Source organism: Gordonia humi (genome assembly GCF_014197435.1).
GTDB lineage: Bacteria > Actinomycetota > Actinomycetes > Mycobacteriales > Mycobacteriaceae > Gordonia > Gordonia humi.
Map to the genome: position 1 here is coordinate 1,886,112 of NZ_JACIFP010000001.1, position 22,595 is coordinate 1,908,706.

Here is a 22,595-nt window from a genome sequence, read left to right on the forward strand (position 1 = left end):
TGCGTGTCCGGGAAGGTCGGCGTCGCCGCGTACGGCCGCGAGGTCCGTGGGTCGAGCGGGGTCTCGCTCGTCACACCTCGACTCGAGTGAGGAGGGGAGTCGTCGGCGCCGCGGAGCCGCCGCGCGGTTCGACGGTGACCGCCAGGGCCTTGGTCGAGTCCAGGGCGTCCACCACGATCGGGTCGGCGGCGGACTCGAACAGTCCGGCGGACACGGGATGGGTGCGCTTGCCGACCATCCACAACTGCAGAACGCGGTCGGCGGGCACCGGATTGCGGACTTGGCGCACGGCGGCGACCGCCCGGTTGCGTTCCCGTGAACTCACCACGGTCAGCACCCCGCGCGAGTCGTCCAGATCGCCGACCGAGACCGCGGCGTCCGGCGCGCTGAACACCGCGGCTGCGGCGTCTGCCTGAACGTCGGTCGAGGTCTCGGGAGCTGTCGTCCGTCCCACGAGGACTCCGGCGCCGAAGAGCACGGCGACGGATGCGGCCGCGGCGCCCACCGCGACGGCGACTCGGTGGCGGCGTCGCTCCCGGTGGCGGCCGCCGGGCCCGTCGGTGGAGCGCAGATGGCCGGGGTGCCCGCCGTTGCGGGCGTCGAAGTCGGCGAGCACTCGGACACGGAGTTCCTCGGGGGCGTCTCGCGTGTACTGCTGGGCGTACTCGTGCATCAGGTCACGGATGTCGACGATCAAGGCCTCGTACTCGGCGCGGGTCGTGTCGGGCAGAAGGCTCAACTGGGTCAGGACCTCGCGTGCCTCGTCGTCGGGGAGGCCGTCGATGGCGTACAGCTCGACATGGTCGTCGAGCCACTCGGGGTTGGTCATTGTTCTCCAGTCTTCACACAGTTCCGCAGGTTGCGCAGTCCATCGCGAATGCGAGACTTGACGGTCGGCAGCGGCGTGGAGGTGTGCTCGGCGACTTCGGGATAGGTCATTCCGCTGAAATAGGACAGCTCGATGCTGTCGCGTTGAAGGTTCGTGAGCCGACCGAGGCATCGACGAAGAGTGCGGGTCTCGTCGTGTCGCTCGACGATCTCGACGATCGGCGTGGATGGGACGGCGGCATTGGCGCTGGCGTACTCCGCACCCCGCCGCCGGTACAGCTCCTCGGACCGGATGCGATCCACGCAGCGGCGGTGCGCGATCGTCAGCATCCAGTTCACGACGCTGCCGCGTGCAGCGCTGTACTTGTCGGCCTGCTGCCAGAAGTGCAGGTACGCCTCCTGCACCACCTCCTCGGCGTGGCTTCGATCGTTGAGCACGCGCAGCGCCAGGCCGTACACGCGCGCGTTGGTGAGGTCGTAGAGCCGCGCGAACGCGGTCTTGTCGCCGCCGGCGGATTCGGCGAGCAGGCGCGACAGATCGTCGCCGCCGGCAGTCGGACTCCCGTGCATGGTCACCTCTTAGTCATCTGCTCGCCGACCGTCGATACAGCCAGAGCGAGAGTGGGACGCAAACGACCAACAGGGTTCCGCTCCACGCCAGGGCGTAAACAAGTGCGTGGTCGGCGGGCCAGCCGGCCGGAACCGGGAAGTCGGGAGGCGACGCGTTGCCGAACAGGTCGCGGCACGCGGTGGCCACCGCGGTGACGGGATTCCACTCGGCGATCGCGCGGAGCGGACCGGGCAGGCTGGCCGCCGAGATGAACGCACTCGACAGGAAGGTGACGGGGAACATCCACAGGAAGCCGACGCTCTGCGCGACTTCCACGTTTCGTGCGAGCAGTCCGGTCACCGCGCCGACCCACGCCATGGCGAGTGCGAACAACAACAGCAGCGCGAACGCGGTCACCGCGTCGACGGTGCTGCCACGGATACGCCACCCGATGGCGAAGCCGCACGCCACCATCACTGCCAGACCGACGGTACCCAGCACCATGTCGGACGTGACGCGCCCGGCGATCACGGCGAGTCTGGACATCGGCAGCGAGCGGAGGCGGTCGACGAGGCCCGCGGACAGATCGTTGGCCAGCCCGACCGTGGTGAACGCCGAATTGAACAGAACGGTCTGCGCGAAGATGCCTGCCATCAGGAACTCGCGGTACTGGCCGCCGCCCAGGGTCGCGCCGAAGACATAAGCGAACAGGAACACGAACATCAACGGCTGGACGGTCGCGCTCAGCAACAGGGTCGGGATACGGCGGACGGTGATCAGGTTCCGCTCGACCAGGACGGCGGTGTCAGCGAACATCGTCTGTTCCTTCCGTGTCGGGTCCGGTGGCGACGGGTTCGGTCAAAGTGAGGAACACGCTCTCGAGAGTCGGTTCGGTGACCGAGGCGTCGACCACGTCGACGTCGATCTCCCGGAGAGACCGCACCGCGGAGACGACGCTGCGGGTGCCGCCGCCGACCCGGACGCGGAACCGGAGGTCGTCGAGCTGCTCCGGGTGTCCGGTGCCGATGTCCGCGAGGGTCGTCATCACGTCCGGCGCGTGCCGCACGGCCGCGGACCGGGTGACCTCGACCGTCAGTGCGGCGTCGCCGAAATCGCGTTTGAGCGACTCGGGAGTGCCGCGAGCGTGTACGGCGCCGTCGTAGACGACGGTGACGTCGTCGGCCAGCTCGTCGGCCTCCTCGAGGTACTGGGTGGTGAGCAGGATCGTGGTCCCCGCCAGGGTCAGCTCTTTGATCGCCTGCCAGATCTGGCGGCGTCCCCGCGGGTCGAGGCCGGTGGTCGGCTCGTCGAGGATCACTAGGCGGGGACGATTGATGATGGCGCCCGCGAGGTCGAGGCGACGACGCATCCCGCCCGAATAGGTCCGCATCGGACGGTCGGCTGCCGCGGTGAGAGAGAGTTCGTCGATCATCTCCTGGGCTCTGGTCGACGCCTCCCGGCGCGACAGCCCGTACAGCTGGGCGACCATGCGCAGGTTCTCGAACCCGCTGAGGTTCCCGTCGACGGCGGCGTACTGACCGGACATTCCGATGAGTCCGCGGACCGCGGACGGGTCGGCGACGGCGTCGACGCCGTCGATCAGGATCTCGCCCGCGTCGGGTCGCAGCAGGGTGGCCACCATCGACACGGTGGTCGTCTTGCCCGCCCCGTTCGGTCCGAGGATCGCGTGGATCGAGCCCGTCGGCACCGAGAGGTCGAGTCGATCGACCGCGGTGTGTGTCCGTCCGCGCCCGAACGGACCGCTGCGGAAGGTCTTCGTCAGCCCGCGCAGCACGAGAGCGTCGGTGACGGTGCTGATCGCCGCGTCGCCCGCGGCTCCGGTGCCGGCAGGCACCGTCGTCGCCTCGACCGCGTGCTGTGGAGGGGCGTCCCGGTCCAGGATGTCTGCGCTGTGTCGTCCCACGGCCGTCCTCTCAATTGTCGTTTCGCTGGGTCGGCCCGGCCGGATGTCCGGCCGCGGCTCGGTCCATGGACGCGACGAGGCTCGCCGGTCTCATGTCCGTCCAGTTCTCTTCCACGTAGTCGAGGCACTCGGTGTGACCGCTCGGGCCGAACACTCTCGTCCAGCCGTGCGGCACGGGTGCGAACTCGGGCCAGAGCGAATGCTGACGTTCGTGGTTGATCAGCACCAGGAAGGTGCCGTCGGTGTCGTCGAACGGATTGGGGGTCATCGCTTCTCCTATCGCGGGACGTGGTGTTTCTCACCGGTGGGCGGCGGGTGCCGTCGTAGTGGGGTTCGGTCACTGGTTCTCGACGATGTGCCCGTACTGTGTGACGTTCTCGGGCAACAGCATTCGCGCGTGCGTGCAATCGACCTGAACGTCGGCGACCGTTCCGGTGATCCGGTCGATCCAATCCCCGCGGGCGTCGACGTCGGCGCCTCCGCGCGTGGCGGACACGAACACGGCGTCGCCGTCGAACACCCGCGGTCGCCACGACCGCGCGAGGGAACCGGCGGATTCGAAAGTCGATCGGACGGCGTCGAGGTCGCCGTCGGTCAACTCCGCCAGCGGTCCGCCCGCTGTGCGTACGGCCGCGGCGAGCGTTGCGGGCTCGGGGTCGGCGGGCGTGTCCGCCGCGTCGATGCCGAACTCCCCGAGGAGGTCGCGCATCGACTCGCGGGGCAGATCGGTGTGATCGGCCAGCACATACGAGTCCAGGAGCACCAGCTGCTCCACCTGCTCACCGGCGCGCTGCAGGGCCACTCCGACCTCGTGCGCGATCAGCCCGCCGAGCGACCATCCGAGCAGACGGTAGGGCCCGTGCGGTGCGACCTCGCGGATTCGCCGTACGTAATCGGCGGCGATCTCGTCGATCGACTCGGCCGGGACGGCACCCGACAGGGCCGGGTTCTGCAGCCCGTAGACGGCCCGGCCGTCGTCGACATGCGGCAGCAGGGTGGTGAAGCTCCACGCGAGTCCGATCGCCGGGTGGATCACGAAGAGCGGGGCGTTCGCCGTGTCGGGAGCACCGCGGCGCAGAGTCAGTAACGGCGCCAGTGCCGGAGACGAGGATCGGTCGCCCGCGGTCTCGTCGGAGAGCACAGCGGCCAGCTCGGCGGGTGTCGGTGCGGCGAACACGTCCGGGACGGTGAGCCGATGTCCGGTTCCGCGCAGCCGCGTCGCGAGCGTCGTGGCGAGCAGCGAGTCACCGCCGATGTCGAAGAAGTTGTCGTCACGGCCGATCCGTTCGGTTCCGAGTACCGCGGCGAATGCGTCGGCGATCTGCTGCTCGGTCTCGCCGACGGGTGCCTCTCCGACGACCGTCGACGGGGCGACCGGATCGGGAAGCGCACGTCGATCGACTTTCCCGACAGCGGTCATCGGGAGCCGGTCGAGAACGGTCACCGTCGTCGGCACCATGTGGCGCGGCAGGCGCCGGGCCACCGCGCGGCGGACCGACGCCGCGTCGAGCGGCCCCGCACCGGGCGCGGGCGTCACATAGCTGTGCAGGACGGTCTGATCGGACTCCGAGTCGGCGACCGTGACCGCGGTGTGCACGCGGGGCGCCTCGGTCAGCGCGTCGTCGATCTCGCCCAGCTCGACGCGGAAGCCGCGGACCTGGACCTGACCGTCGGTGCGCCCGACGTACTCGAGTCGCCCGTCGCGACTCCACCGGACGAGGTCGCCGGTCCGGTACATCCGTTGGCCGACGAACTCGGAGCCGAGGACCATCGGAGCGGCCGGGTAGCGGGCGGACGTCAGGGCCCGTCGCCCGTGGTATCCGCGAGTGATCTGCGGTCCGAGGAGGTACAGCTCGCCCGGCACGCCCGCGGGGACCGGGTGCAGTCGGTCGTCGAGCACGACCGCGGCCACACCGTTGTTCGGCGTGCCGATGGTGACCCGATCGTCGGGTGAGAGCGGTTCGGAGGATGTGGTGATGATCGTCGTCTCCGTCGGACCGTAGACGTTGAGCAGCGTCCGACCGGGCGACCACGCGCGCACGAGATCGGGTGCGACTGCCTCCCCGCCGACGGCGAGCGAGGTCAACGCGGGCATCGCGTCGGGCGACATCGTGGCGACCGCGGCGGGCGTGATGAACGCATGGGTCACCGCTCTGCGCACCAGAAGGCCTTCCAGGTCGGCGCCGCCGTAGACGGTGGTCGGGGCGACGACGAGGGTCGCCGCGCCCGACGCGGCCAGCAGGAACTCGAGCACTGACGCATCGAAGCTGGGGGAGGCGAAGTGCAGCACCCGCGACGTGGGGGTAGGCGACATGCGGTCGGCGAGCTCGTCGTGGACGGCGGCCAGGCCGCGGTGCGGGACGAGTACACCCTTGGGCGTGCCGGTGGAACCCGACGTGTAGATCACGTAGGCCAGGCCGTCGACGTCGATCGGTCGCGGCAGCTCGCCGTCGTCGATCGGCGCGGGCGGGGTCGCGGCCAGCCGCTGCTGGACGCCCGGGTCGTCGAGCACCAGACGGGGCGCCCCGTCGGCGGGCAGGGCCCTTGCGTGCGCCGCGGTCGTGACGATCAGGCAGGCGCCGGAGTCGTCGAGCATGTGCGCGATGCGGTCGGCCGGGTAGGTCGGGTCGACCGGGACGTACGCGGCTCCGGTGCGCACGATCGCCCAGATCGCTACGACGGCCTCGAGCGACCGCGGGACGGCGACGGCGATCACCGATTCCGGGTGCCGCGCCACCCCCTGTCGCAGGAGATGCCGGGCGAGACGGTTCGCCCGCCCGTACAGGTCGAGGTAGGTCACGTCGACCGTCGACCCCGCCGCGTTCTCGGCACTGACGGCGATACCGTACGGATTGCGGTGGACGGCGTCGTCGAGCAGGTCGGCGTAGGTCCGCGCAGTGCTCGCCGCGGGCCCCGACACCGGTGCCAGGCGGTCCACTTCGAGCGGATCGGTGATCCGGATGTCGCCGACGCATCGCTGCGGATCGGTGACGAGGGCGCGGAGCACCCGCAGCAGACGGACACTCAGCTCTTCGGCGCCGACGCGGCTGTACCGGTTGCGGGCGTACGTCAGCGACAGCCTCGGGGCCGGCGATTGAGAATTCATCCCGGTGATCGTGAACTGCAGGTCGAACTTGGCGGTGTGCAGGTCGAGCTCGGCGATCTCGCCGACCAGGTCTGCCGAGACCGGGAGCTGTTCGCCGGCGATCGAGTCGGTGAAGTCGTGCACCGACAGGGCCACTTGGAACAGCGGTCCGCGCCCGGGGACGCGCGGCGGGTTGACCGCCGAGACCACATCGTCGAACGGCGCCGTGAGATGGTCCCAGGCCGCCAGATCGTCAGCCCGCACATGATCGAGCAACGACTGCGCGCTGGCATTCGAGTCGACGACCGTGCGGAGCGCCACGGTGTTGACGAACATGCCGACGGTCCGGCGGAAGTCGCCGGCGTCGCCGCTCACCGACGCGCGGGTGTCGACGGGGGTGCCGATCACGAGATCGTCGCCGGCTCCCAGGCGGTTGAGCAATGCTGCGAGAGCGGTGTGCAGCACCGTGAACGCGGAGGTCGCGTTGGTGCGTGCGAACGCTGTGACGGCGTCGCGCAGCTCGTCGTCGATCGGTACGTCGACGCGGGCGCCACCGGTCCGGTCGGCGACCGCAGGGTCGGCGGCCACACTGCTCACCGGCCGTGCTCCGGTCAGCGTGGACGTCCAGTAGCGGAGGTCTTCGCTCTCCCGGTCGGCGTCCTGCGACCACGCGTAGTGGCGGTAGTCGGGGACGGCGGGCGCACGCGTGAGAGACGATCCGGTCGCGCCGGTCCGGGCGCGGTACGCGTCGAGGAGATCGCCGATGACGACCGGCATGGAGCCGCCGTCCGCGGCGATGTGATGTAGCACGATGACCAACGCGTGGCCGTCGCCGTCACCGGTGAGGGCGGCTCGCACCGGCACGTCGCGGGTGAGGTCGAACGGACGCTCGAGCAGTGCGGCGACGATCGTCTCGGTGTCGGCGTCGGCCACCTCGAGCTCACCGACCGCCCGGCGGGGATCGTCGGACACGACGCCGACCGGCCCCGATTCGGTGTCGGTGTAGACCGTGCGGAGAACCGCGTGCCGAGCGAGCACGTCGGTCAGGGATTCGCGGAGGGCCTCGGTGTCGAGGCTGCCGTGCAGTCGCAGAACGAAGGGCATCGCGTAGTCGACGGAATCGGGGTCGCTGCGATGCAGCGACCAGATCCGCTTCTGCATCGGTGCGAGCGGAAAACGGTCAGGATCGGTCGGCGACGTGCGCGCGGCGTCGCGGTCCACCGTCTCGGTGCCGCACGGGTCGTCGACCGCCGACGGGTCGATCTCGACCAGCCGCGCGAGTTGTGCGACGGTCGGGTCGTCGAAGACCGTGCGGACCCTGATCGGGTCGCCGCGGTGGACGGCGTTGATCCGGCTGACCAACGTGGTCGCCTGCAGCGACGTTCCGCCGAGTGAGAAGAAGTCGTCGTCGGCCCCGACACTGCCCGCGGGCAGCCCGAGTGCGTCGGCGACCAGATCGGCGACCACGCTCTCGGCGCCTGCGACCGGTCGCCGGGTGGAGGAGGGCTCGGTCCGTTGCGGTGCGGGCAGGGCGGCTCGGTCGACCTTGCCGTTGACCGTCAGCGGAATCGCGTCGATCGGGACGACGGCCGACGGGAGCATCTGGCGGGGCAGCCGTTCGGCGGCGAAGGCGATGACCTCGCTTTCGCCGACCGCTGCGTCACCGGCCGCCGTCACATAGCTGACCAGATGAGCCGCGTCGCCGGAGCCGAGGACCTGGGTGACCGAGGCTCCGACGTCCGGGTGTCGCGCGAGCGTCGAGTCGATCTCGTCGAGTTCGATGCGGAAGCCGCGCACCTTGACTTGTCGGTCGGTCCGTCCGTGGAAGGTGACGACACCCGCGAGATCCGTGGCGGCGAGATCGCCGGTCCGGTACATCCGGTCGCCCGAACCGTCGATCGCGCCGACGAAGGTCGCCGACGTCTGCCCGGCCCGATTCAGGTAGCCGCGTGCCAGCCCCGGCCCCATCAGGTACAGGTCGCCGGGCGCGTACGGCGGGACCGGCCGCAGCCGTGCGTCGAGGATGACCGCCCGGACTCCGTCCACGGGGGTGCCGATGGTGACCGGCGTGTCCGGAGCGACCGAGCCGATCATCGCGACGATGGTGGTCTCGGTGGGGCCGTAGCAGTTCAGGAACGTGCGGCCGCGTCCCCACCTCGAGACCAGTTCGCGGCTGAACGATTCGCCGCCCACGCCGAGGCACCGCAGGGCGGGCAGATCGCGCGGTGCGGCGGCCGCGAGTGCGGCCGGGGTGACGAAGGCATGGGTGACCTGTCGGTCGGCGAGGAACTCGGTCAGTTCGTCGCCGCCGTAGATCGAGGTCGGTGCGATGACCATCGTCGCGCCCGCATCGACCGCGAGGAGCAGTTCCAGCATGGAGGCGTCGAAGCCGGGGGCCGCGAAATGCAGGGTGCGGCTGTCGGCGTCGACACCGTAGCGGCGGGTCTGGGTCGCCGCGAACGCGGCGAGGCCGCGGTGCGAGATCGAGGCGCCCTTCGGGACGCCGGTGGTCCCCGACGTGTAAACGATGTAGGCGCAGCTGTCGAGGCGTCGGACCGGACGGTTCCGCAGACGTCCGAGAGCGCCCGGCGTATCGGCGGTCAGTTCGTCGACGGTGACCCACCGAAGCTCGTCGGGAGCGTCGCGGAGCAGGTCGGCGGTCGTGATGCCGAGTACGGCGCCGGAGTCGGTGATCATGTGCCGCACGCGGTCGGTCGGATGCCGTGGATCCACAGGCACGACGGCCGCGCCGGTCTTGGTGACGGCCCACGTCGCCAGGACCGACTCCGCCGATCGGCCGATCGCCACCGCGACGACATCGTCCGGACCGACGCCGTACGCGCACAGTGTGCGTGCCCAGCGGTCCGATATCCGGCCCGCTTCGCGGTAGGTGAGCCGACGGGAGCCGTCGTCGAGTGCCACGGTGTCGGGCCGCGTCCGCACGGCGCGGTCGATGATGCTTGCGAGGTGGGACGGATCGACCGCGGCGACCTGTGCGGCGGCCGGCCCGTCGTCGGGCCGGGCGATGTCGAGATCGCCGATCCGGCGGTCGGGGCGGTCGGCGATCTGCCGTGCGAGGGCGACGAACCGCTGTGCGAGGTCGGCGATCCGCCGCTCGCTGTAGAGACCCACGTCGTAGGTGAAACGTGCGACACCATCGCGGATGCGCAGTTCCAGATCGAACCGCGCTCCGCCGGTGCCGATCTCACGGGCGGACGCCGTGACGCCCGGCAACCGGATCGCCGCATCGTCGGACGGGGCGTCGAGCGTGATCGCGACGCCGAACAGCGGGTGTCGGCCGGTGCGCGGGGGAGCGAGCGCGGCCACGAGCTTCTCGAACGGCATGTCGGCGTGCGAGACGGCGTCGAGGTCCGCGTCGCGGACGGCGGCGAGCAGGTCGAGGAAGGAGTCGTTCGAGTCCACCCGGGTGCGCAGGGGCACCGAGTTCACGAACATTCCGACGAGGTCGGTCAGTCCGGGATCGGTGCGCCCGGCGACCGGGGTGCCGATGACGAGATCGCTGACGCCGACCCCCACGTGTGCGGCGGGATCGGCCGACATCCGGTGCAGCAGGGTTGCGAGCACCGCGTGCACCGTCATGAACTCCGTGGCGCCGGAGACGTCGCGGCTGCTCAGCGCGGACCGGAGGTTGTCGGGGAAGGCGACCTCGACCACACCCGCCAGCCCGGTCGCCGACGGCTCGTCGACGTCGGACATCAGGACGGGTGCGTGGTCGATGCCGTCGAGGTTCTCCCGCCACCACGAGGTGAGTTCGTCCAGCCGGGTCGACGGTTCCGGTGAGGCGGCGGCGTCGGCGAGCTGCGCCGTCTGCCAGCGCAGGTAGTCACGGTAGGTGAACGACGGCGCCGGCTGTCGAGGGTCACGGCCCGCATGCAGATCCGCGTAAGCCGAACCGATGTCGGCGGCGAGCGGAGCCATCGACGCCCCGTCGGCCGCGATGTGATGAATCACCAGGGTCAGGCGGTGGCGGACGGGGGCGCCGTCCTCGTTCGGCAGCCGATGCAGCGCCGCGCGCAGCGGCCGGTCCACCGTCAGATCGAACGGTTCGGTCGCGATCTCCCGGGCCCGATCCTCCCACTCGTCGTCGGCGACGAACTGCGGGTCCAATGCGATGTCCGGGGCGGGCAGCACGTCCAGAGTCGGGCGACCGTCGCGTGCCGGGTACCGCGTGCGGAGCGGTTCGTGACGGGCGATCGTGTGCCGCAGTGCGCCGCCGAGCGCGGCGACGTTCAGGTCGCCGTCCATGTCGAGCGCGAACGCGATGTGGTAGCCGGCGCCCTCACCCGGGTCCGCGAGCCGGTTGAGGAACCACAGCTGCTGCTGTGCCGGGCCGGGGTCGACCGGATCGTCCGATCGATCGTGCACCAGCGGTGCCCGGGGTCGACCGTCGTCGGCGAGCGGCCCGGCGTCGGGGGAACCGATCAGTCGGCCGATCGCGGCGATGCTGGAGGCGTCGAACAGAGCGCGTACCGGCACGCGGACGTCGACGTACTGCTCGAGGGCGGTCGCCAACTGGGTGGCGAGAAGCGAGTTGCCGCCGAGCTCGAAGAAGTCGTCCTCGCGTCCGAGCCGGTCGGCGTCCACGTCGAGGATCCGGGCGACGGCGTCGGCCGCGGCGTGCTCGGCGTCGCCCCGCAGCGGTGTGCGCGCCTGGGCGTCGTCGACGTTCCGGGGCGCAGGCAGCGCGCGGGTGTCGACCTTGCCGGCAGGCGTCACCGGGATCTCCTCGACGGGGATGACGGCGCCGGGCACCATGTGCCGCGGCAGCCGGGCGGCCAGCCGGTCGCGGACCGCGCGGACGGCGTCGTCGTCGAGCACAGTGCCTTCGGTTCCGGTGGCGTACGCGATCAGGCGCGCGGAGTCGTCGGTACCGGACACGATGGTCACCGCGCCGCGAATCGCCGGGTCGGCGACCAGAGCGGCGTCGATCTCGCCTAGTTCGATCCGGTGACCGCGGATCTTGGCCTGGTGGTCCGCGCGGCCGCGGAAGTCCAGGGCGTGGTCCGCACCCCAGCGGACCAGATCGCCGGTGCGGTACATGCGTTCGCCCGGCTCGCCGAACGGATTCGCCACGAACCGCTTAGAGGTCAGGGGCCGTACCCCGTGGTAGCCGCGGGCGAGATGCGGACCGCACAGATAGAGTTCGCCGACCACACCGGGCGCCACCGGCCGCAGCCGTTCGTCGAGGACGATGGCGGACACGCCGCGAATCGGCCTGCCGATGGTGACGGCGTCGGTGGGTTCGATGCTCTCGGACATCGTGGCGACCACTGTGGCCTCGGTCGGACCGTAGGCGTTGATGAGACGTCGACCGGCGGACCAGCGTCGGACGGCTTCGGCGTTCGGGTGTTCGCCGCCGATCACGAGGGTGCCCAGCGCGGGGAGATCGTCGGGCGACATGGTGGTCAGAAGCGACGGGGTGAGGAAGGCGTGTGTGATCGCGGCGTCGGCCATCAGATCCGACAGGTCGCGGCCACCGACGATGTCCGCCGGAGCGATGTGCATGCAGGCGGCGGAACCGACGGCCATGATCACCTCGAGCACCGACGCGTCGAAGCTCGGCGACGCGAGGTGCAGAGTCCGGCTCTTGCTGGTCAGTTCGAGACGCGAGACCTGCTCGGCGGCGAAGTCGGCCAGTCCGCGGTGGCTCACGACCACGCCTTTCGGCCGCCCGGTGGTGCCGGAGGTGTAGATCAGGTACGCGGGCTGATCGACGTGGACCGGAGCGAGTCGGTCGGTGTCGGTGATCGGCGCCGGATCGGTTGTGCGCGGGATGTCGCCGTCGAGCACGACGACCGTGTGCTTCTCGGTCGTGGGCAGTCCGGTCGCCGACGCCGAATCTGTGACGACGATGCGTGCATCCGAGTCGGTGAGCATGAAGTCGGTGCGGGCCCGCGGATAGGCGGGGTCGACCGGAACCCAGGCAGCGCCGGTCTTGGCGACCGCCCACAGCGTGACCATCCACATCGCACCCCGCGGGAGGGCCACCGCGACGTAGCGTTCGGGTCCGGCGCCCGCGTCGATGAGGCTCCGCGCGAGCGCGTCGGAGGCCTCGTCGAGCTCCCGATAGGTGAGACGGCGATTGTTCGCGGCGTCGACGACGGCCGAACCGAACGGCTCGGCCGCCACCGCCGCCTGCAGGAGCCGAGTGAGGTGTTCCACCGGCCGGGCGCCGCCGCCGACGGCGGGCACGAGGTCGAGGCGATCGGAGGCGTCGAGGACGCACGCGTCCCCGATGGACATGGCGGGTTCGGCCACCACGGTCTGCAGGAGCCGGACGAATCGAGACGCGAGGCCTGCGACGGTCGCCCGATCGAAGAGTTCGTCGGCATATCCCAGGGTCAGATCCATCCCGCCGTCGGCCGCCCGGTCGGTGACAGTGAACTCGAGGTCGAATTTGTTGGTGCCGGTGTCGACCTTGGTCGCGGTCGCGGCGAGACCGGAGAAGTCGACGGCCACCTGCGCCGGGTCCTCGAGCGTGACGGACACGTCGAAGTACGGTTGGCCGCTGCCGCTGCGCGCCGGGTTCAGTTCGGTCACCAGGCGGTCGAACGGTACGTCGGCGTTGTCGAACGCTGCGAGATCGCGTTCGCGGACGACGGCGAGCAGGTCGCCGAAGGAGGCGTTCTTGTCGACCGGTGTGCGCAGGGCGAGCGTGTTCACGAACATGCCGATCAGCGGGTCGAGATCGTCGGCTCCGCGTCCGGACACCGGGGTGCCGACGACGATGTCGTCGGTGCTCGACAGCGTGCGCAGCAGTGCGGCGACAGCCGCGTGCACCACCATGAACGGGGTGGCGCCGTGCCCCTCGGCCAGCGCGACGAGGCGTTCGCGGGTGGCCGCGTCGATCGGCGCCGTGGTGTGGGCGCCGGAGCGGCGGTCGACGGCCGACGGCGAGCGGTCGTACGGCAGTTCGGTGTCGACGGGTGCGTCGGCGAGCGTCCGCGCCCAGAAGTCGATCTGTGCGGCGGCGCTGGAGGCCGGGTCGGCGAGCCAGGCGAGGCGGTCGGCGGCCGCCTGGCGGTAGGTGATCGGCAGATCGGGCCATGACGGAGCGTCGCCCGATCGGCGGGCCTCGTACGCGTCGGCGAGATCGTCGGCCAACGGTCCGAGCGACCAGCCGTCGGCGGCGATGTGGTGGATCACCACGGCGAGCGTGTGGTCGTGGGGGTCGTCGGCGTACAGCCTCGCCCGGATCGGGAGATCGGCGCCGAGGTCGAACGGCGCAGCGGCGAACTCTTCGATGTCCGCGGCCGCTGATCCCGTCTCGACGCATTCCACGCCGAGAAGCCGTCCGTCGGTCGGCACGACGTCCTGGTACGCGGTGCCGTCATCGTCGACCGCGATGGTGGTGCGTAGGGGTTCGTGCCGGTCGACGACATCGTTCAGTGCCGCGATGAGCGCGTCGACGTCCAGGTCGCCGATGAGCCGGACCGTGAACGGGACGTTGTATGTGGCGGCCGCCTCGGGGTCCAGGCGTCCGGCCAGCCAGAGGCGGTGCTGTGCGGGCGAGAGCGGGACCGGCCCGTCGATCTCCACATGGGCGGACTCCGCGGCGGACGGCGACACGTCATCGGGCACCCCCTGCGCACGCGCCGCCTCCGCGATGCCCGCGACGTCGGCCGCGTCGAGGATCGTTCGGATCCCCAGACGGCTGCCGGTCGCGGTCGAGAGCCGCGCGGCGATCCGGGTCGCGGACAGGGAACTGCCGCCGAGTTCGAAGAAGCCCGCCGCCATCGACGTCTCGGCGACGCCCAGAACCGAGCAGACGGTGTCGTGCACCAGCCGCTCGAGCCCGGTGGACGGCGTGTCATGCGTCCCGGTCGCCACGCCGGCGCCGTCGAGAGCGGGGTCGGGGAGGGCGCGGCGGTCGAGTTTGCCGTTCGCGGTGGTCGGCAGTTCCGCGCAGACCACGACGGCGGTGGGGATCATGTGCGACGGGATCGACGCCGACAGTTCGGCGCGCAGGTCACGGTCGTCGAGCCGGTCGCCGCTGACGTACCCGACGATGATCCGCTCGGTGAGGAGATCGTCGCGGAACACGGCCCCGGCCGCGCGCACGCCGTCGAGTGCGGCGAGCGCGCTCTCGATCTCACCGAGCTCCACGCGACGCCCACGGATCTTGATCTGCGAGTCGCTGCGGCCCAGGTACTCGAGTTCGCCGTCGCGGCGGCGGCGAACGAGATCGCCGGTGCGGTAGAGCCGACCGTGACCGTGCGGGTCGGCGACGAAGCGATCGGCCGTGAGGTCGGGGCGGCCCCGGTAGCCGCGGGCGAGCTGGACGCCACCGAGATAGAGTTCGCCGACCGCACCCGTCGGTGTCGGTTCGAGGCGCCGGTCGAGGACGTACGCGGTGGTGTTGTGCACGGGGCGTCCGATGGGGACGACCGGCTCGGCCGGGTCGCACGCGTCGTGACGGGTCACGTCGATGGCCGCCTCGGTGGGGCCGTACAGGTTGTGGACCGGGGCGTGGGTGAGAGCCGCGGTCGCGGCGACGATGCCCGGGGTGAGCGCCTCGCCGCTGGTGAAGATCGCGCGCACCGACGCGAGCGCGCTCCGGGTCCGCTCGGCCGTCTCGGCGTCGGCGCCCAGGGTCTCGGTGAACACGGCGAGCATGGACGGGACGAAGTGCAGGACGCTCACCTCGGCCTGTTGCACCATGCCGCGCAGGTACCACGGATCGCGATGACCGTCGGGCGCGGCGACGACGGCCGCGGCCCCGACCGTCATCGGCAAGAAGTACTCCCACACCGACACGTCGAAGCTCGCCGGGGTCTTCTGCAGCACGCGATCGGCCGAGGTGAGCGCGTATTCGGACTGCATCCACAGCAGCCGGTTCACCAGCGCGCGATGACTGATCATGACGCCCTTCGGCGCACCGGTCGATCCGGAGGTGAACAACAGGTACGCACCGTTGTCCGGGTGGACGCGCACCGCGGGCGGCTCGGCGGGCTCGACGTCGAGGGCTCGCAGCGTGGCGGTCCGCACCGGGAGAGACTGGTCGTCGTCCACGATCACGAGGGCGGGCGCGGCGATGCCGATGATGCGGTCGCGCCGTGCTTCGGGTTCGTCCGGTGTCAGCGGTACGAACGCCGCACCGCTGGCGATGATCGCGTGCAGTGCGATCTGCTGGTCGACGCCGCGCGGGAGCATCACGCCGACGATGTCCTCGGGTCCGATGCCGTGCGCGCGTAAGCCGGCCGCCACTGCGGCGACCCGATGTCGCACGTCCGAGTAGGTGAGGTGCTCACCGTCGGGGGCGATGAGCGCCGTCCGGTCGCCGAAGCGGTGGTACGCGTCGGCGAGCAGTCCGGTCACCGTCCGATCGCCGCAGTCGGCGATCGGGCCGGTCGCGCAGCGGTCGGCGAGCGCGGTCTCGTCGGCGGTCGCCACCGGCAGTCCGGTGACCGGCCGCGCAGGCTCGGCGGCGACGAATCGGGAGAGGAAGTCGACCAGGCGTTCGTGGTGAGCACGCACGTCGGCGTCGTCGTAGACGTTCGGATTCGCCTCGAGGTCGAGGTGCATGCCGCCGGATATCGAGTCGTAGACGTTCACCGACGCGTCTTCGACGGGGCCGGTCGAGAGGATGTTCAGCGCGCCGGTCAGCGAACCGAAGTCGATGTGCTTGAAGAACAGCATCACGTTGAGCATCGGCCCGAAGAAGCCGCGTCGCCCGCCCGCGGCGCCGAGGACCTCGGACATGATCTCCTCGTGGCGGTAGTGCTGGTGGCGGACGGCGTTCTTGATGTCCCGGTCGACGTCGCGGATCAGCTCGTCGACCGGGATCGGTCCGTCGGCGTGATCGATGCGGGCCAGGACGGGCACCACGTTGGAGGTGAGGCCGGTCGACGAGCGGAGCGCGGGGGTGTCGCGCGCGGCGACCGGGAGGCTCAGCATGGCATCCGCGGTGTTGTTGAATCGAGCGAGGTACACCGCGAGGGCCGCCGAGATCACGGATGCGGGCCGCACCCCGAGGTCGGCGGCGCGTGACCGGATCTTCTCGACCACGGGGTCGTCGAGAGCGGTCGAGACGACGGTCGCCAGCGGCGCCGCGACGTCGCTGCGGGTGGAGAACGAGGTGCTCGGCAGGGCCTCGAGGTCGTGCCCGAGACGGCCGGACCAGTACTCCCGGTCGTCGGCGAAGCGCTGCGACCCGCGGTAGTCCTCGTCGATGTCGGCGACGTCGGCCATCGACGCGATGGCGGCGTCGGGAAGGTCGCCGCCGTCGGCCGTGTATCGCTGGGCTACGCGCAGCATGATGTACATCGCGCCGTAGCCGTCGAAGGCCAGGTGGTGCGCCCAGCAGTACCAGATGCTGTGGTTCGGACCGAGAGTCAGGAGGTAGGTCTCCAGGAGCGGTTCGGTGAACAGGTCCGGGACGTGAGCACGATGCTCGTCGATCCACCGCAGCGCGGCGGCGCGGGGGTCGTCCTGCCCGGAGAAGTCCCGACGGCCCAGCGTGACGTCGCGGTCGTCGTCGACCAGTGCGGTCGGTTCATCGTCCCCGTGGTCGACGAGTCGCAACAGGCCCGACTCCGTCTCGATCGCGGACTCGGTGACCGCGCGGCCGAGGCGGTCGACGTCCAGGTCGCCGTGGAACTCGACGAATGCGGCGACCGACATCGGGACGTGCGGATCGATCTGCTGGGCGTAATAGATGCCACGCTGCGCGGCGGTCAGCGGCAGTTGCGCTCGAGTCTGTGCGGAATGAATCAGATTGTCTGTGCTCACGCGGTCCTCCTTCGGCAGCTGTCATAGGTGCTTCGGCTGGGAGCCCGGCGCAGATGGGTCGGATGCGGATCTTTTTTCTTCGGCGCCGCTATGAGCGGATCTGCCCTGGGCAGAGAGTCGGGCGCCGCGGTCGGCGTCGGGCGCACGATGGCCGCATGGACGAGATTCGAGAACCCAGACGATTCACCAGACGAGACCGCGACGAACTGCTCGCGCGGCGCGTCCTGGTCCTCGACGGCGCGCTCGACGACGACAACGGCACCCTGCTCGCCACCCAGATGCTGACGTTGGCGGCCGCCGATGACGCGGACATCGCGCTGTGGATCCACTCGCCGGGCGGCTCGGTTCCGGCGATGCTCGCCATCCGTGACGTGATGCGCTTGATTCCGTGCGACGTGTCGACGCTCGCCCTCGGCCTCGCGTGCAGTGCCGGACAGTTCCTGCTGTCGGCCGGGACTGGCGGCAAGCGCCGCGCGCTCCCGCACGCCCGCATCCTCATGCACCAGGGTTCGGCGGGCATCGGGGGAACGGCCGCCGACGTCGAGCTCCAGGCCGACGATCTCCGTTACACCCGCGACACCGTCCTCGGGTTGATCGCCGAGGACACCGGGCAGCCGATCGACGCGGTCTTCGCCGACTCGATCCGCGACCGCTGGTACACCGCGCAGCAGGCGCTCGACTACGGGTTCGTCGACGAGATCGTCGCCGACTTCTCGGTCCTCGCCCCGCCCGCGCCACGCACCGGGTTCGGTCTCACGGGAGGAAACTGATGTCGTATCCGATTCCGAACGTCGTCGAACGGACCCCGGCGGGCGAGCGATACAGCGACGTCTACTCCCACCTTCTGTCCGGACGCATCGTCTACGTCGGCACGCCGATCGACGCGGGCGTGGCCAACGCGCTCGTCGCGCAGCTGCTGTACCTCGACGCGGAGAACTCCGAGCGCGATGTGGAGCTGTACATCAACTGTTCCGGCGGCGATCCGGCGGCCATGCTCGCCGTCTACGACACGATGCGGCACATCCGCGCGGATGTCGCGACGACGTGCGTCGGGCAGGCGGTCTCGGTCGGCGCCGTACTTCTCGCGGCGGGCGCGGACGGGAAACGATCGGCGACGCCGCACTCACGGATCGTGCTGCACCAACCGGGTGTCGAGGGCGGTCGGGGGACCATTCCGGATCTGATCATCGAGGCCGACGAGCTCGTGCGGGTCCGGGCGCAGATCGAGTCGGTCCTGGCTCGCCACACCGGTCGCGAGCCCGCACAGATCCGATCGGACACCGAGCGCACCCGCGTGTTCACTGCACCGGACGCCGTCGACTACGGGCTGATCGACGCGGTGGTCGACGGGGATGCGACTCATGCGGCGAGCGCGTAGGCGCGCGTCGACGCGGGTCGGCTCAGTCGTTCGCCGACGGCGGTCGACACCTCGGCGACACTGACGTCGAGGGCTCCGGACACGGCCTCGATCATCTCGCTGGACGGATCCTTGCGGCCGCGTTCGATCTCCGACAGATACTGCGTGGAGATGCCCGCCCGCTCGGCGACATCGGACAGGCGTTCGCCGCGTTCGCGTCGCAGGTCGCGCAGATGCGCGCCCAACTCCTCGCGGAAGAGCGGCATCCGAGTCCCGGCGAGAAGTCTCATGACCGCAGCGTAGACCGGATCCGCGCACCTCCGCTCGGCGTTCTGCTCTCGGCGGAGCGACTCACGCTCGTGCGGTCACCGACCAGCAGTGTCCCTCGTGGGCGAGCCGACCGTCGACGACGTCCGCGCGCAGACTCTCCCGCACGCGGTCGAGGAGCTCGGTCCACCCGTCCTCGCCGAGCCGTTCGCGGACCTCGCCCTCGACGAGCTGCCCGGTGCTCGTCGCGAGGATCACCGCGAGCCTCTCCTCGACGCCGTCGCTCGTCGGTGTCGAGTAGTCGGCCGTGAACGTGAACGGATCGATCGCGACGGCGGACCATCCGGCGGCGGTGAGCACATCGCGCAGATAGCTGGAGTCGGCGAAGGCGACCGGTCCGGGTGCCCGCGGCTGCGGGCGTGCGGGCTTCTCGTCGAGCGCTTCGATCAGCGTGCTCGTCCCCAAGGTGAAGATCGGATTCTTCCGACCGTCCTGCCAGCACATGAACGCCATCGAGGCATCGGGTGCGGCGGCGCGACGGATGTTCGTGAACGCCGCGACCGGGTCGCCGAAGAACATCACGCCGAAGCGCGAGACGAACCGGTCGAAGCCGTTCGGTGCGAGTGCCGTCAGATCGGTGGTCTGGGCGTCGGCGACGACGACGGTCGCCTGCGGAACCCGCTGCGCGGCGGCCTCGACCATCGCCGACGAGATGTCGACCCCGACCGCCGTCGCTCCCGCGTCCACCGCCGCTTCGATCAGAGTGCCCGTACCGCAGCCGATGTCGAGTACGGTCCCGGACAGGTCGGCCGCCTCCACGATCGCTCGCGTCACCGGTGCGAAGATGCGGTCGAAGACGACGTCCTGCGCGGCCCAGCCCGCGCCGTGTCGTGTCCAGTCGGGTCCGAGCGTCTCATCGGTCATGGCGTCGACGGTAGCGGACTGGTCGGACCTCACCAATAGCCGTCGGGGTCGGCGTCGGGCGACTCGCGCGGCACGATGCCCTCGGTGACGCCGTGGTCGATGCTCGCCGACATGCGCGGGCACGTCGGGAGCAGGGCCGGGTTGCCGCCCTCGGCGAGGATCTTCGAGATCTCGGTGCATCGGCTGCGCGCGTCGCCGGTCCACTGAACGCTGGTGTGATGCGGGCTGGTCTTCTTGACCAGCGCGCACCCGTGGCACGTCCGGCACTCGATCGGGGTCATCCCGCCCGCCAGATAGTGCCGACGGTCGCGGGCGGTCGCCGCCGCGATCGTCGACCGGCGTTCCGGGTCGGCCGAGTAGTCGGGGGCCTTGGCCCAGCCGCTCGCCTCCGACGCGTCCGTCACGGACATCAGACCGACGCGCCCGATTCTGCGGCGGACTCCTCGGCCGCCTTCTCCTCGGCCTGGATCCGCAGATTCTCCTGAACCTCGAGGTCCCAGTTCTCCAAGGCCTTCTCGGTGTCGATCTCGTATTCGAAGCGACCGGTCATCTCATCGGTCACATCGTCGACGTCGACATAGAACTGCTCGTACCAGCGACGCAGCTGGTAGACCGGGCCGTCCTCCTCGACCAGGAGCGGATTGTCGATGCGGGTCTTGTGCCGCCAGATCTCCACGTCCTGCAGGAAGCCGACCTCGACTCCCGCGGTGATCTTCTGGGCCATCCTGGCGCCCTGTTCGACCGAGAGGCCTTCCGGAATCTTCGCCATCACGCCGTACATCAGGACGAACGAGTTGGCGTCGATCGGGTAGTGGCAGTTGGTCAGAATCGTCTCGACCGCGTACTCGCCGTAGTACTGCACCATCGGGTTCAGCATGTAGGAGGGGCCGTAGTAGGCGGCGATCGACTCCAGCCGACTGTCGCCGTAGGCGGAGGTCAGGGCGATGTCGGGGCGTCCACGACTGTTCATGTACTGCGCGGCGGTCTCGCCCTCGAAGACGTTCTTGAAATAGTCGGGCAGGGCGTAGTGCACATAGAAGAAGTGCGCCATGTCGACGACGTTGTCGATGATCTCGCGGCAGTTGGATCCCTCGATCACGATCTTGTTCCACGTCCAGTCGGTCCATCCTTCGGCGCCGTACTCGGCGACCTCGGGGATGACGACGTTCTCGGCCGGTGGATTGCCCTCGGGATCGTTGTAGACGAAGACCTGACCGTTGCGGATCATGGTGGGCCAGGTGCGGGTCTTGGCCAGCTTCGGATGACGCTTGGCGTAGGGGACGCCCGCGCAGCGCCCCCGGCCGTTCCACTGCCAGCCGTGGAACGGGCAGGCCACGTTGTCGCCGCGCAGCTTGCCCTGCGAGAGGTCGGCGCCCATGTGTCGGCAGTAGGCGTCGAGCGCCTTCACCTGACCTTCGGTGTCGGCCCAGACGACGAGCTTGGTGCCGAAGATCTCCAACGAATGCGGCTTGCCGTCGGTGTAGTCGCTCACCAGGCCGATGCAGTGCCAACCGCGCGCGAAACGGGTGGGCGGTGTCCCGGTGTCGATCTCTCGGATGTCGGTGTCAGTCATCTGCTCGTGGCTCCTCGTCGATGTCTGCGCGTGTACTCGTCTGTCTCAATAGTAGAACAGGTTCCAGTCAGAATGAGAACGTGTTCTAATATTGGCAACAGAGATCGAGCCGCACATCGAACAGGAGAAGGCCATGGGAGCACAGCGAAGCGAGGCAGCGCAGGAGGTTCTGACCAAGATCGACGCCCTGCTGCCGGAGCTCGCACAGCGGGCGCAGTCGACCGAGGACGCGCGTCGGGTGTCCGACGAGGTCGCCGACATGCTCGACGCCACCGGCTTCTTCAAGCTGATGCAACCCGCTCAGTGGGGCGGATACGAGTCCGATCCGGTGACCTACTACGAGGCCGTGCGACGGATAGCCACCGCATGCGGCTCCACCGGTTGGGTGGCCGGCATTGTCGGCATCCACAACTGGCATCTGGCCCTGTTCGACCAGCAGGCGCAGGAGGACGTGTGGGGACAGGACACGAGCGTCCGCATCTCGTCGTCGTATGCGCCGATGGGCATGGGAGAGGTGGTCGAGGGCGGTTACCGGGTGAACGGCTCGTGGGCGTGGTCGTCGGGATGCGACATCGCCGACTGGGTCGTGGTGGGCGGGCCGGTGATCAAGGACGGCAAACCCGTCGACTTCGTCAGCTTCCTGATCCCGCGCGGCGACTACTCGATCAAGGACGTGTGGAACGTCGTCGGACTCCGCGGCACCGGATCGAACACCATCGAGGTCAAGGACGTGTTCGTCCCGACGCATCGCATGCTGAGCTTCGGCAAGATGAGTCAGGGCAAGGCGCCCGGGCTGGAGCGCAATACCGCCCCGGTGTATCGGATGCCGTGGGGCACCGTGCACCCGTCGACCATCTCCGCCCCCATCGTCGGGATGGCGTACGGCGCGTACACCGCGCACGTCGAACACCAGGGCAAGCGCGTCCGCGCCGCGTATGCGGGGGAGAAGGCCAAGGACGATCCGTTCGCCAAGGTCCGGATCGCCGAGGCCGCCAGCGAGATCGACGCGGCGTGGCGGCAGCTCTCGGGCAACCTGCAGGACGAGTACGACCTGATCCTCGCCGGCGAGGAGGTGCCGATGGAGTTGCGGTTGGCCGCCCGACGCGATCAGGTCCGGGCGACGGGCCGAGCGATCGCAGCCATCGATCGGCTCTTCGAGAACTCGGGTGCGCATGCGCTCGAGAACGGAACGCCGATCCAGCGCTTCTGGCGTGACGCGCACGCGGGCCGGGTGCACGCGGCCAACGATCCCGAACGCGCCTACGTCGCCTACGGAAACGGGGAGTTCGGCATCCCCATCGGCGACACGATGGTCTGACCCGGGGTGACGTGAGG

General features: G+C 70.0%; 13 protein-coding genes. 3 read left to right on the plus strand and 10 right to left on the minus strand.

Features of this window, described 5'->3' with window-relative positions; translation table 11 throughout:
- Positions 1-70 precede the first annotated feature (70 nt).
- The 6 genes from BKA16_RS08760 to BKA16_RS08785 form a co-directional block, all read right to left on the minus strand.
- Complete coding sequence (locus tag BKA16_RS08760) at positions 71-829, minus strand: anti-sigma factor (RefSeq protein WP_183370294.1); 759 nt, start codon at positions 827-829, stop codon at positions 71-73.
- Positions 826-1,398, minus strand: coding sequence for an ECF RNA polymerase sigma factor SigK (gene sigK, locus BKA16_RS08765; RefSeq protein ID WP_183370295.1), 573 nt, complete (start codon positions 1,396-1,398; stop codon positions 826-828). The genes BKA16_RS08760 and sigK overlap by 4 nt, the downstream gene beginning before the upstream one ends.
- A gap of 13 nt (positions 1,399-1,411) precedes the next feature.
- Positions 1,412-2,194 carry an ABC transporter permease gene (locus tag BKA16_RS08770; protein WP_183370296.1) on the minus strand — a complete coding sequence of 261 codons (783 nt, stop codon included), beginning with the start codon at positions 2,192-2,194 and terminating at the stop codon, positions 1,412-1,414.
- Positions 2,184-3,302, minus strand: coding sequence for an ABC transporter ATP-binding protein (locus BKA16_RS08775; protein ID WP_387996305.1), 1,119 nt, complete (start codon positions 3,300-3,302; stop codon positions 2,184-2,186). Before BKA16_RS08775 ends, BKA16_RS08770 begins: the two co-directional genes overlap by 11 nt.
- Before the next feature lie 10 nt (positions 3,303-3,312).
- Positions 3,313-3,570 (minus strand): MbtH family protein, encoded by a 258-nt coding sequence (locus BKA16_RS08780; protein ID WP_183370297.1) that lies wholly within the window; start codon positions 3,568-3,570, stop codon positions 3,313-3,315.
- Positions 3,571-3,639: 69 nt separating this feature from the next.
- Positions 3,640-17,139, minus strand: coding sequence for a non-ribosomal peptide synthetase (locus BKA16_RS08785; protein WP_343067335.1), 13,500 nt, complete (start codon positions 17,137-17,139; stop codon positions 3,640-3,642).
- A gap of 155 nt (positions 17,140-17,294) precedes the next feature.
- Between BKA16_RS08785 and BKA16_RS08790 the strand changes: the two genes are divergently transcribed.
- On the plus strand, positions 17,295-17,909 hold the full coding sequence (locus BKA16_RS08790; RefSeq protein ID WP_183370298.1) for a ClpP family protease: 615 nt from the start codon (positions 17,295-17,297) through the stop codon (positions 17,907-17,909).
- A complete protein-coding gene (locus BKA16_RS08795; RefSeq protein ID WP_183372973.1) occupies positions 17,906-18,517 on the plus strand; it encodes a ClpP family protease in 612 nt (203 codons plus the stop codon). Before BKA16_RS08790 ends, BKA16_RS08795 begins: the two co-directional genes overlap by 4 nt.
- Here the strand turns inward: BKA16_RS08795 and BKA16_RS08800 are convergent.
- From BKA16_RS08800 to BKA16_RS08815, 4 genes are all read right to left on the minus strand, one after another.
- Positions 18,499-18,786 carry a helix-turn-helix domain-containing protein gene (locus BKA16_RS08800; protein WP_183370299.1) on the minus strand — a complete coding sequence of 96 codons (288 nt, stop codon included), beginning with the start codon at positions 18,784-18,786 and terminating at the stop codon, positions 18,499-18,501. The genes BKA16_RS08795 and BKA16_RS08800 overlap by 19 nt on opposite strands.
- 61 nt (positions 18,787-18,847) lie before the next feature.
- The gene (locus BKA16_RS08805; protein WP_183370300.1) at positions 18,848-19,687 is read right to left on the minus strand and encodes a class I SAM-dependent methyltransferase; all 840 of its coding nucleotides are present in this window, start codon (positions 19,685-19,687) and stop codon (positions 18,848-18,850) included.
- 29 nt (positions 19,688-19,716) lie between these two features.
- Entirely contained in the window at positions 19,717-20,097 is a 381-nt protein-coding gene (locus BKA16_RS08810; RefSeq protein ID WP_183370301.1) for a hypothetical protein, read from the minus strand.
- Positions 20,097-21,260, minus strand: a complete 1,164-nt coding sequence (locus BKA16_RS08815) for a 3-ketosteroid-9-alpha-monooxygenase, oxygenase component (protein ID WP_183370302.1) — start codon at positions 21,258-21,260, stop codon at positions 20,097-20,099. The genes BKA16_RS08810 and BKA16_RS08815 overlap by 1 nt, the downstream gene beginning before the upstream one ends.
- A 133-nt stretch (positions 21,261-21,393) precedes the next feature.
- Between BKA16_RS08815 and hsaA the strand changes: the two genes are divergently transcribed.
- Positions 21,394-22,578, plus strand: coding sequence for a 3-hydroxy-9,10-secoandrosta-1,3,5(10)-triene-9,17-dione monooxygenase oxygenase subunit (gene hsaA / locus BKA16_RS08820; protein WP_183370303.1), 1,185 nt, complete (start codon positions 21,394-21,396; stop codon positions 22,576-22,578).
- The last annotated feature ends 17 nt before the right edge of the window (positions 22,579-22,595 follow it).

Excerpts from the sequence above, each read along its gene's own strand:
- hsaA (WP_183370303.1), top strand. The coding sequence starts at position 21,394 with ATGGGAGCACAGCGAAGCGAGGCAGCGCAGGAGGTTCTGACCAAGATC.
- BKA16_RS08780 (WP_183370297.1), bottom strand. The coding sequence starts at position 3,570 with ATGACCCCCAATCCGTTCGACGACACCGACGGCACCTTCCTGGTGCTG.
- BKA16_RS08805 (WP_183370300.1), bottom strand. The coding sequence starts at position 19,687 with ATGACCGATGAGACGCTCGGACCCGACTGGACACGACACGGCGCGGGC.
- BKA16_RS08770 (WP_183370296.1), bottom strand. The coding sequence starts at position 2,194 with ATGTTCGCTGACACCGCCGTCCTGGTCGAGCGGAACCTGATCACCGTC.
- BKA16_RS08760 (WP_183370294.1), bottom strand. The coding sequence starts at position 829 with ATGACCAACCCCGAGTGGCTCGACGACCATGTCGAGCTGTACGCCATC.
- BKA16_RS08815 (WP_183370302.1), bottom strand. The coding sequence starts at position 21,260 with ATGACTGACACCGACATCCGAGAGATCGACACCGGGACACCGCCCACC.
- sigK (WP_183370295.1), bottom strand. The coding sequence starts at position 1,398 with ATGCACGGGAGTCCGACTGCCGGCGGCGACGATCTGTCGCGCCTGCTC.
- BKA16_RS08810 (WP_183370301.1), bottom strand. The coding sequence starts at position 20,097 with ATGTCCGTGACGGACGCGTCGGAGGCGAGCGGCTGGGCCAAGGCCCCC.
- BKA16_RS08790 (WP_183370298.1), top strand. The coding sequence starts at position 17,295 with ATGGACGAGATTCGAGAACCCAGACGATTCACCAGACGAGACCGCGAC.
- BKA16_RS08800 (WP_183370299.1), bottom strand. The coding sequence starts at position 18,786 with ATGAGACTTCTCGCCGGGACTCGGATGCCGCTCTTCCGCGAGGAGTTG.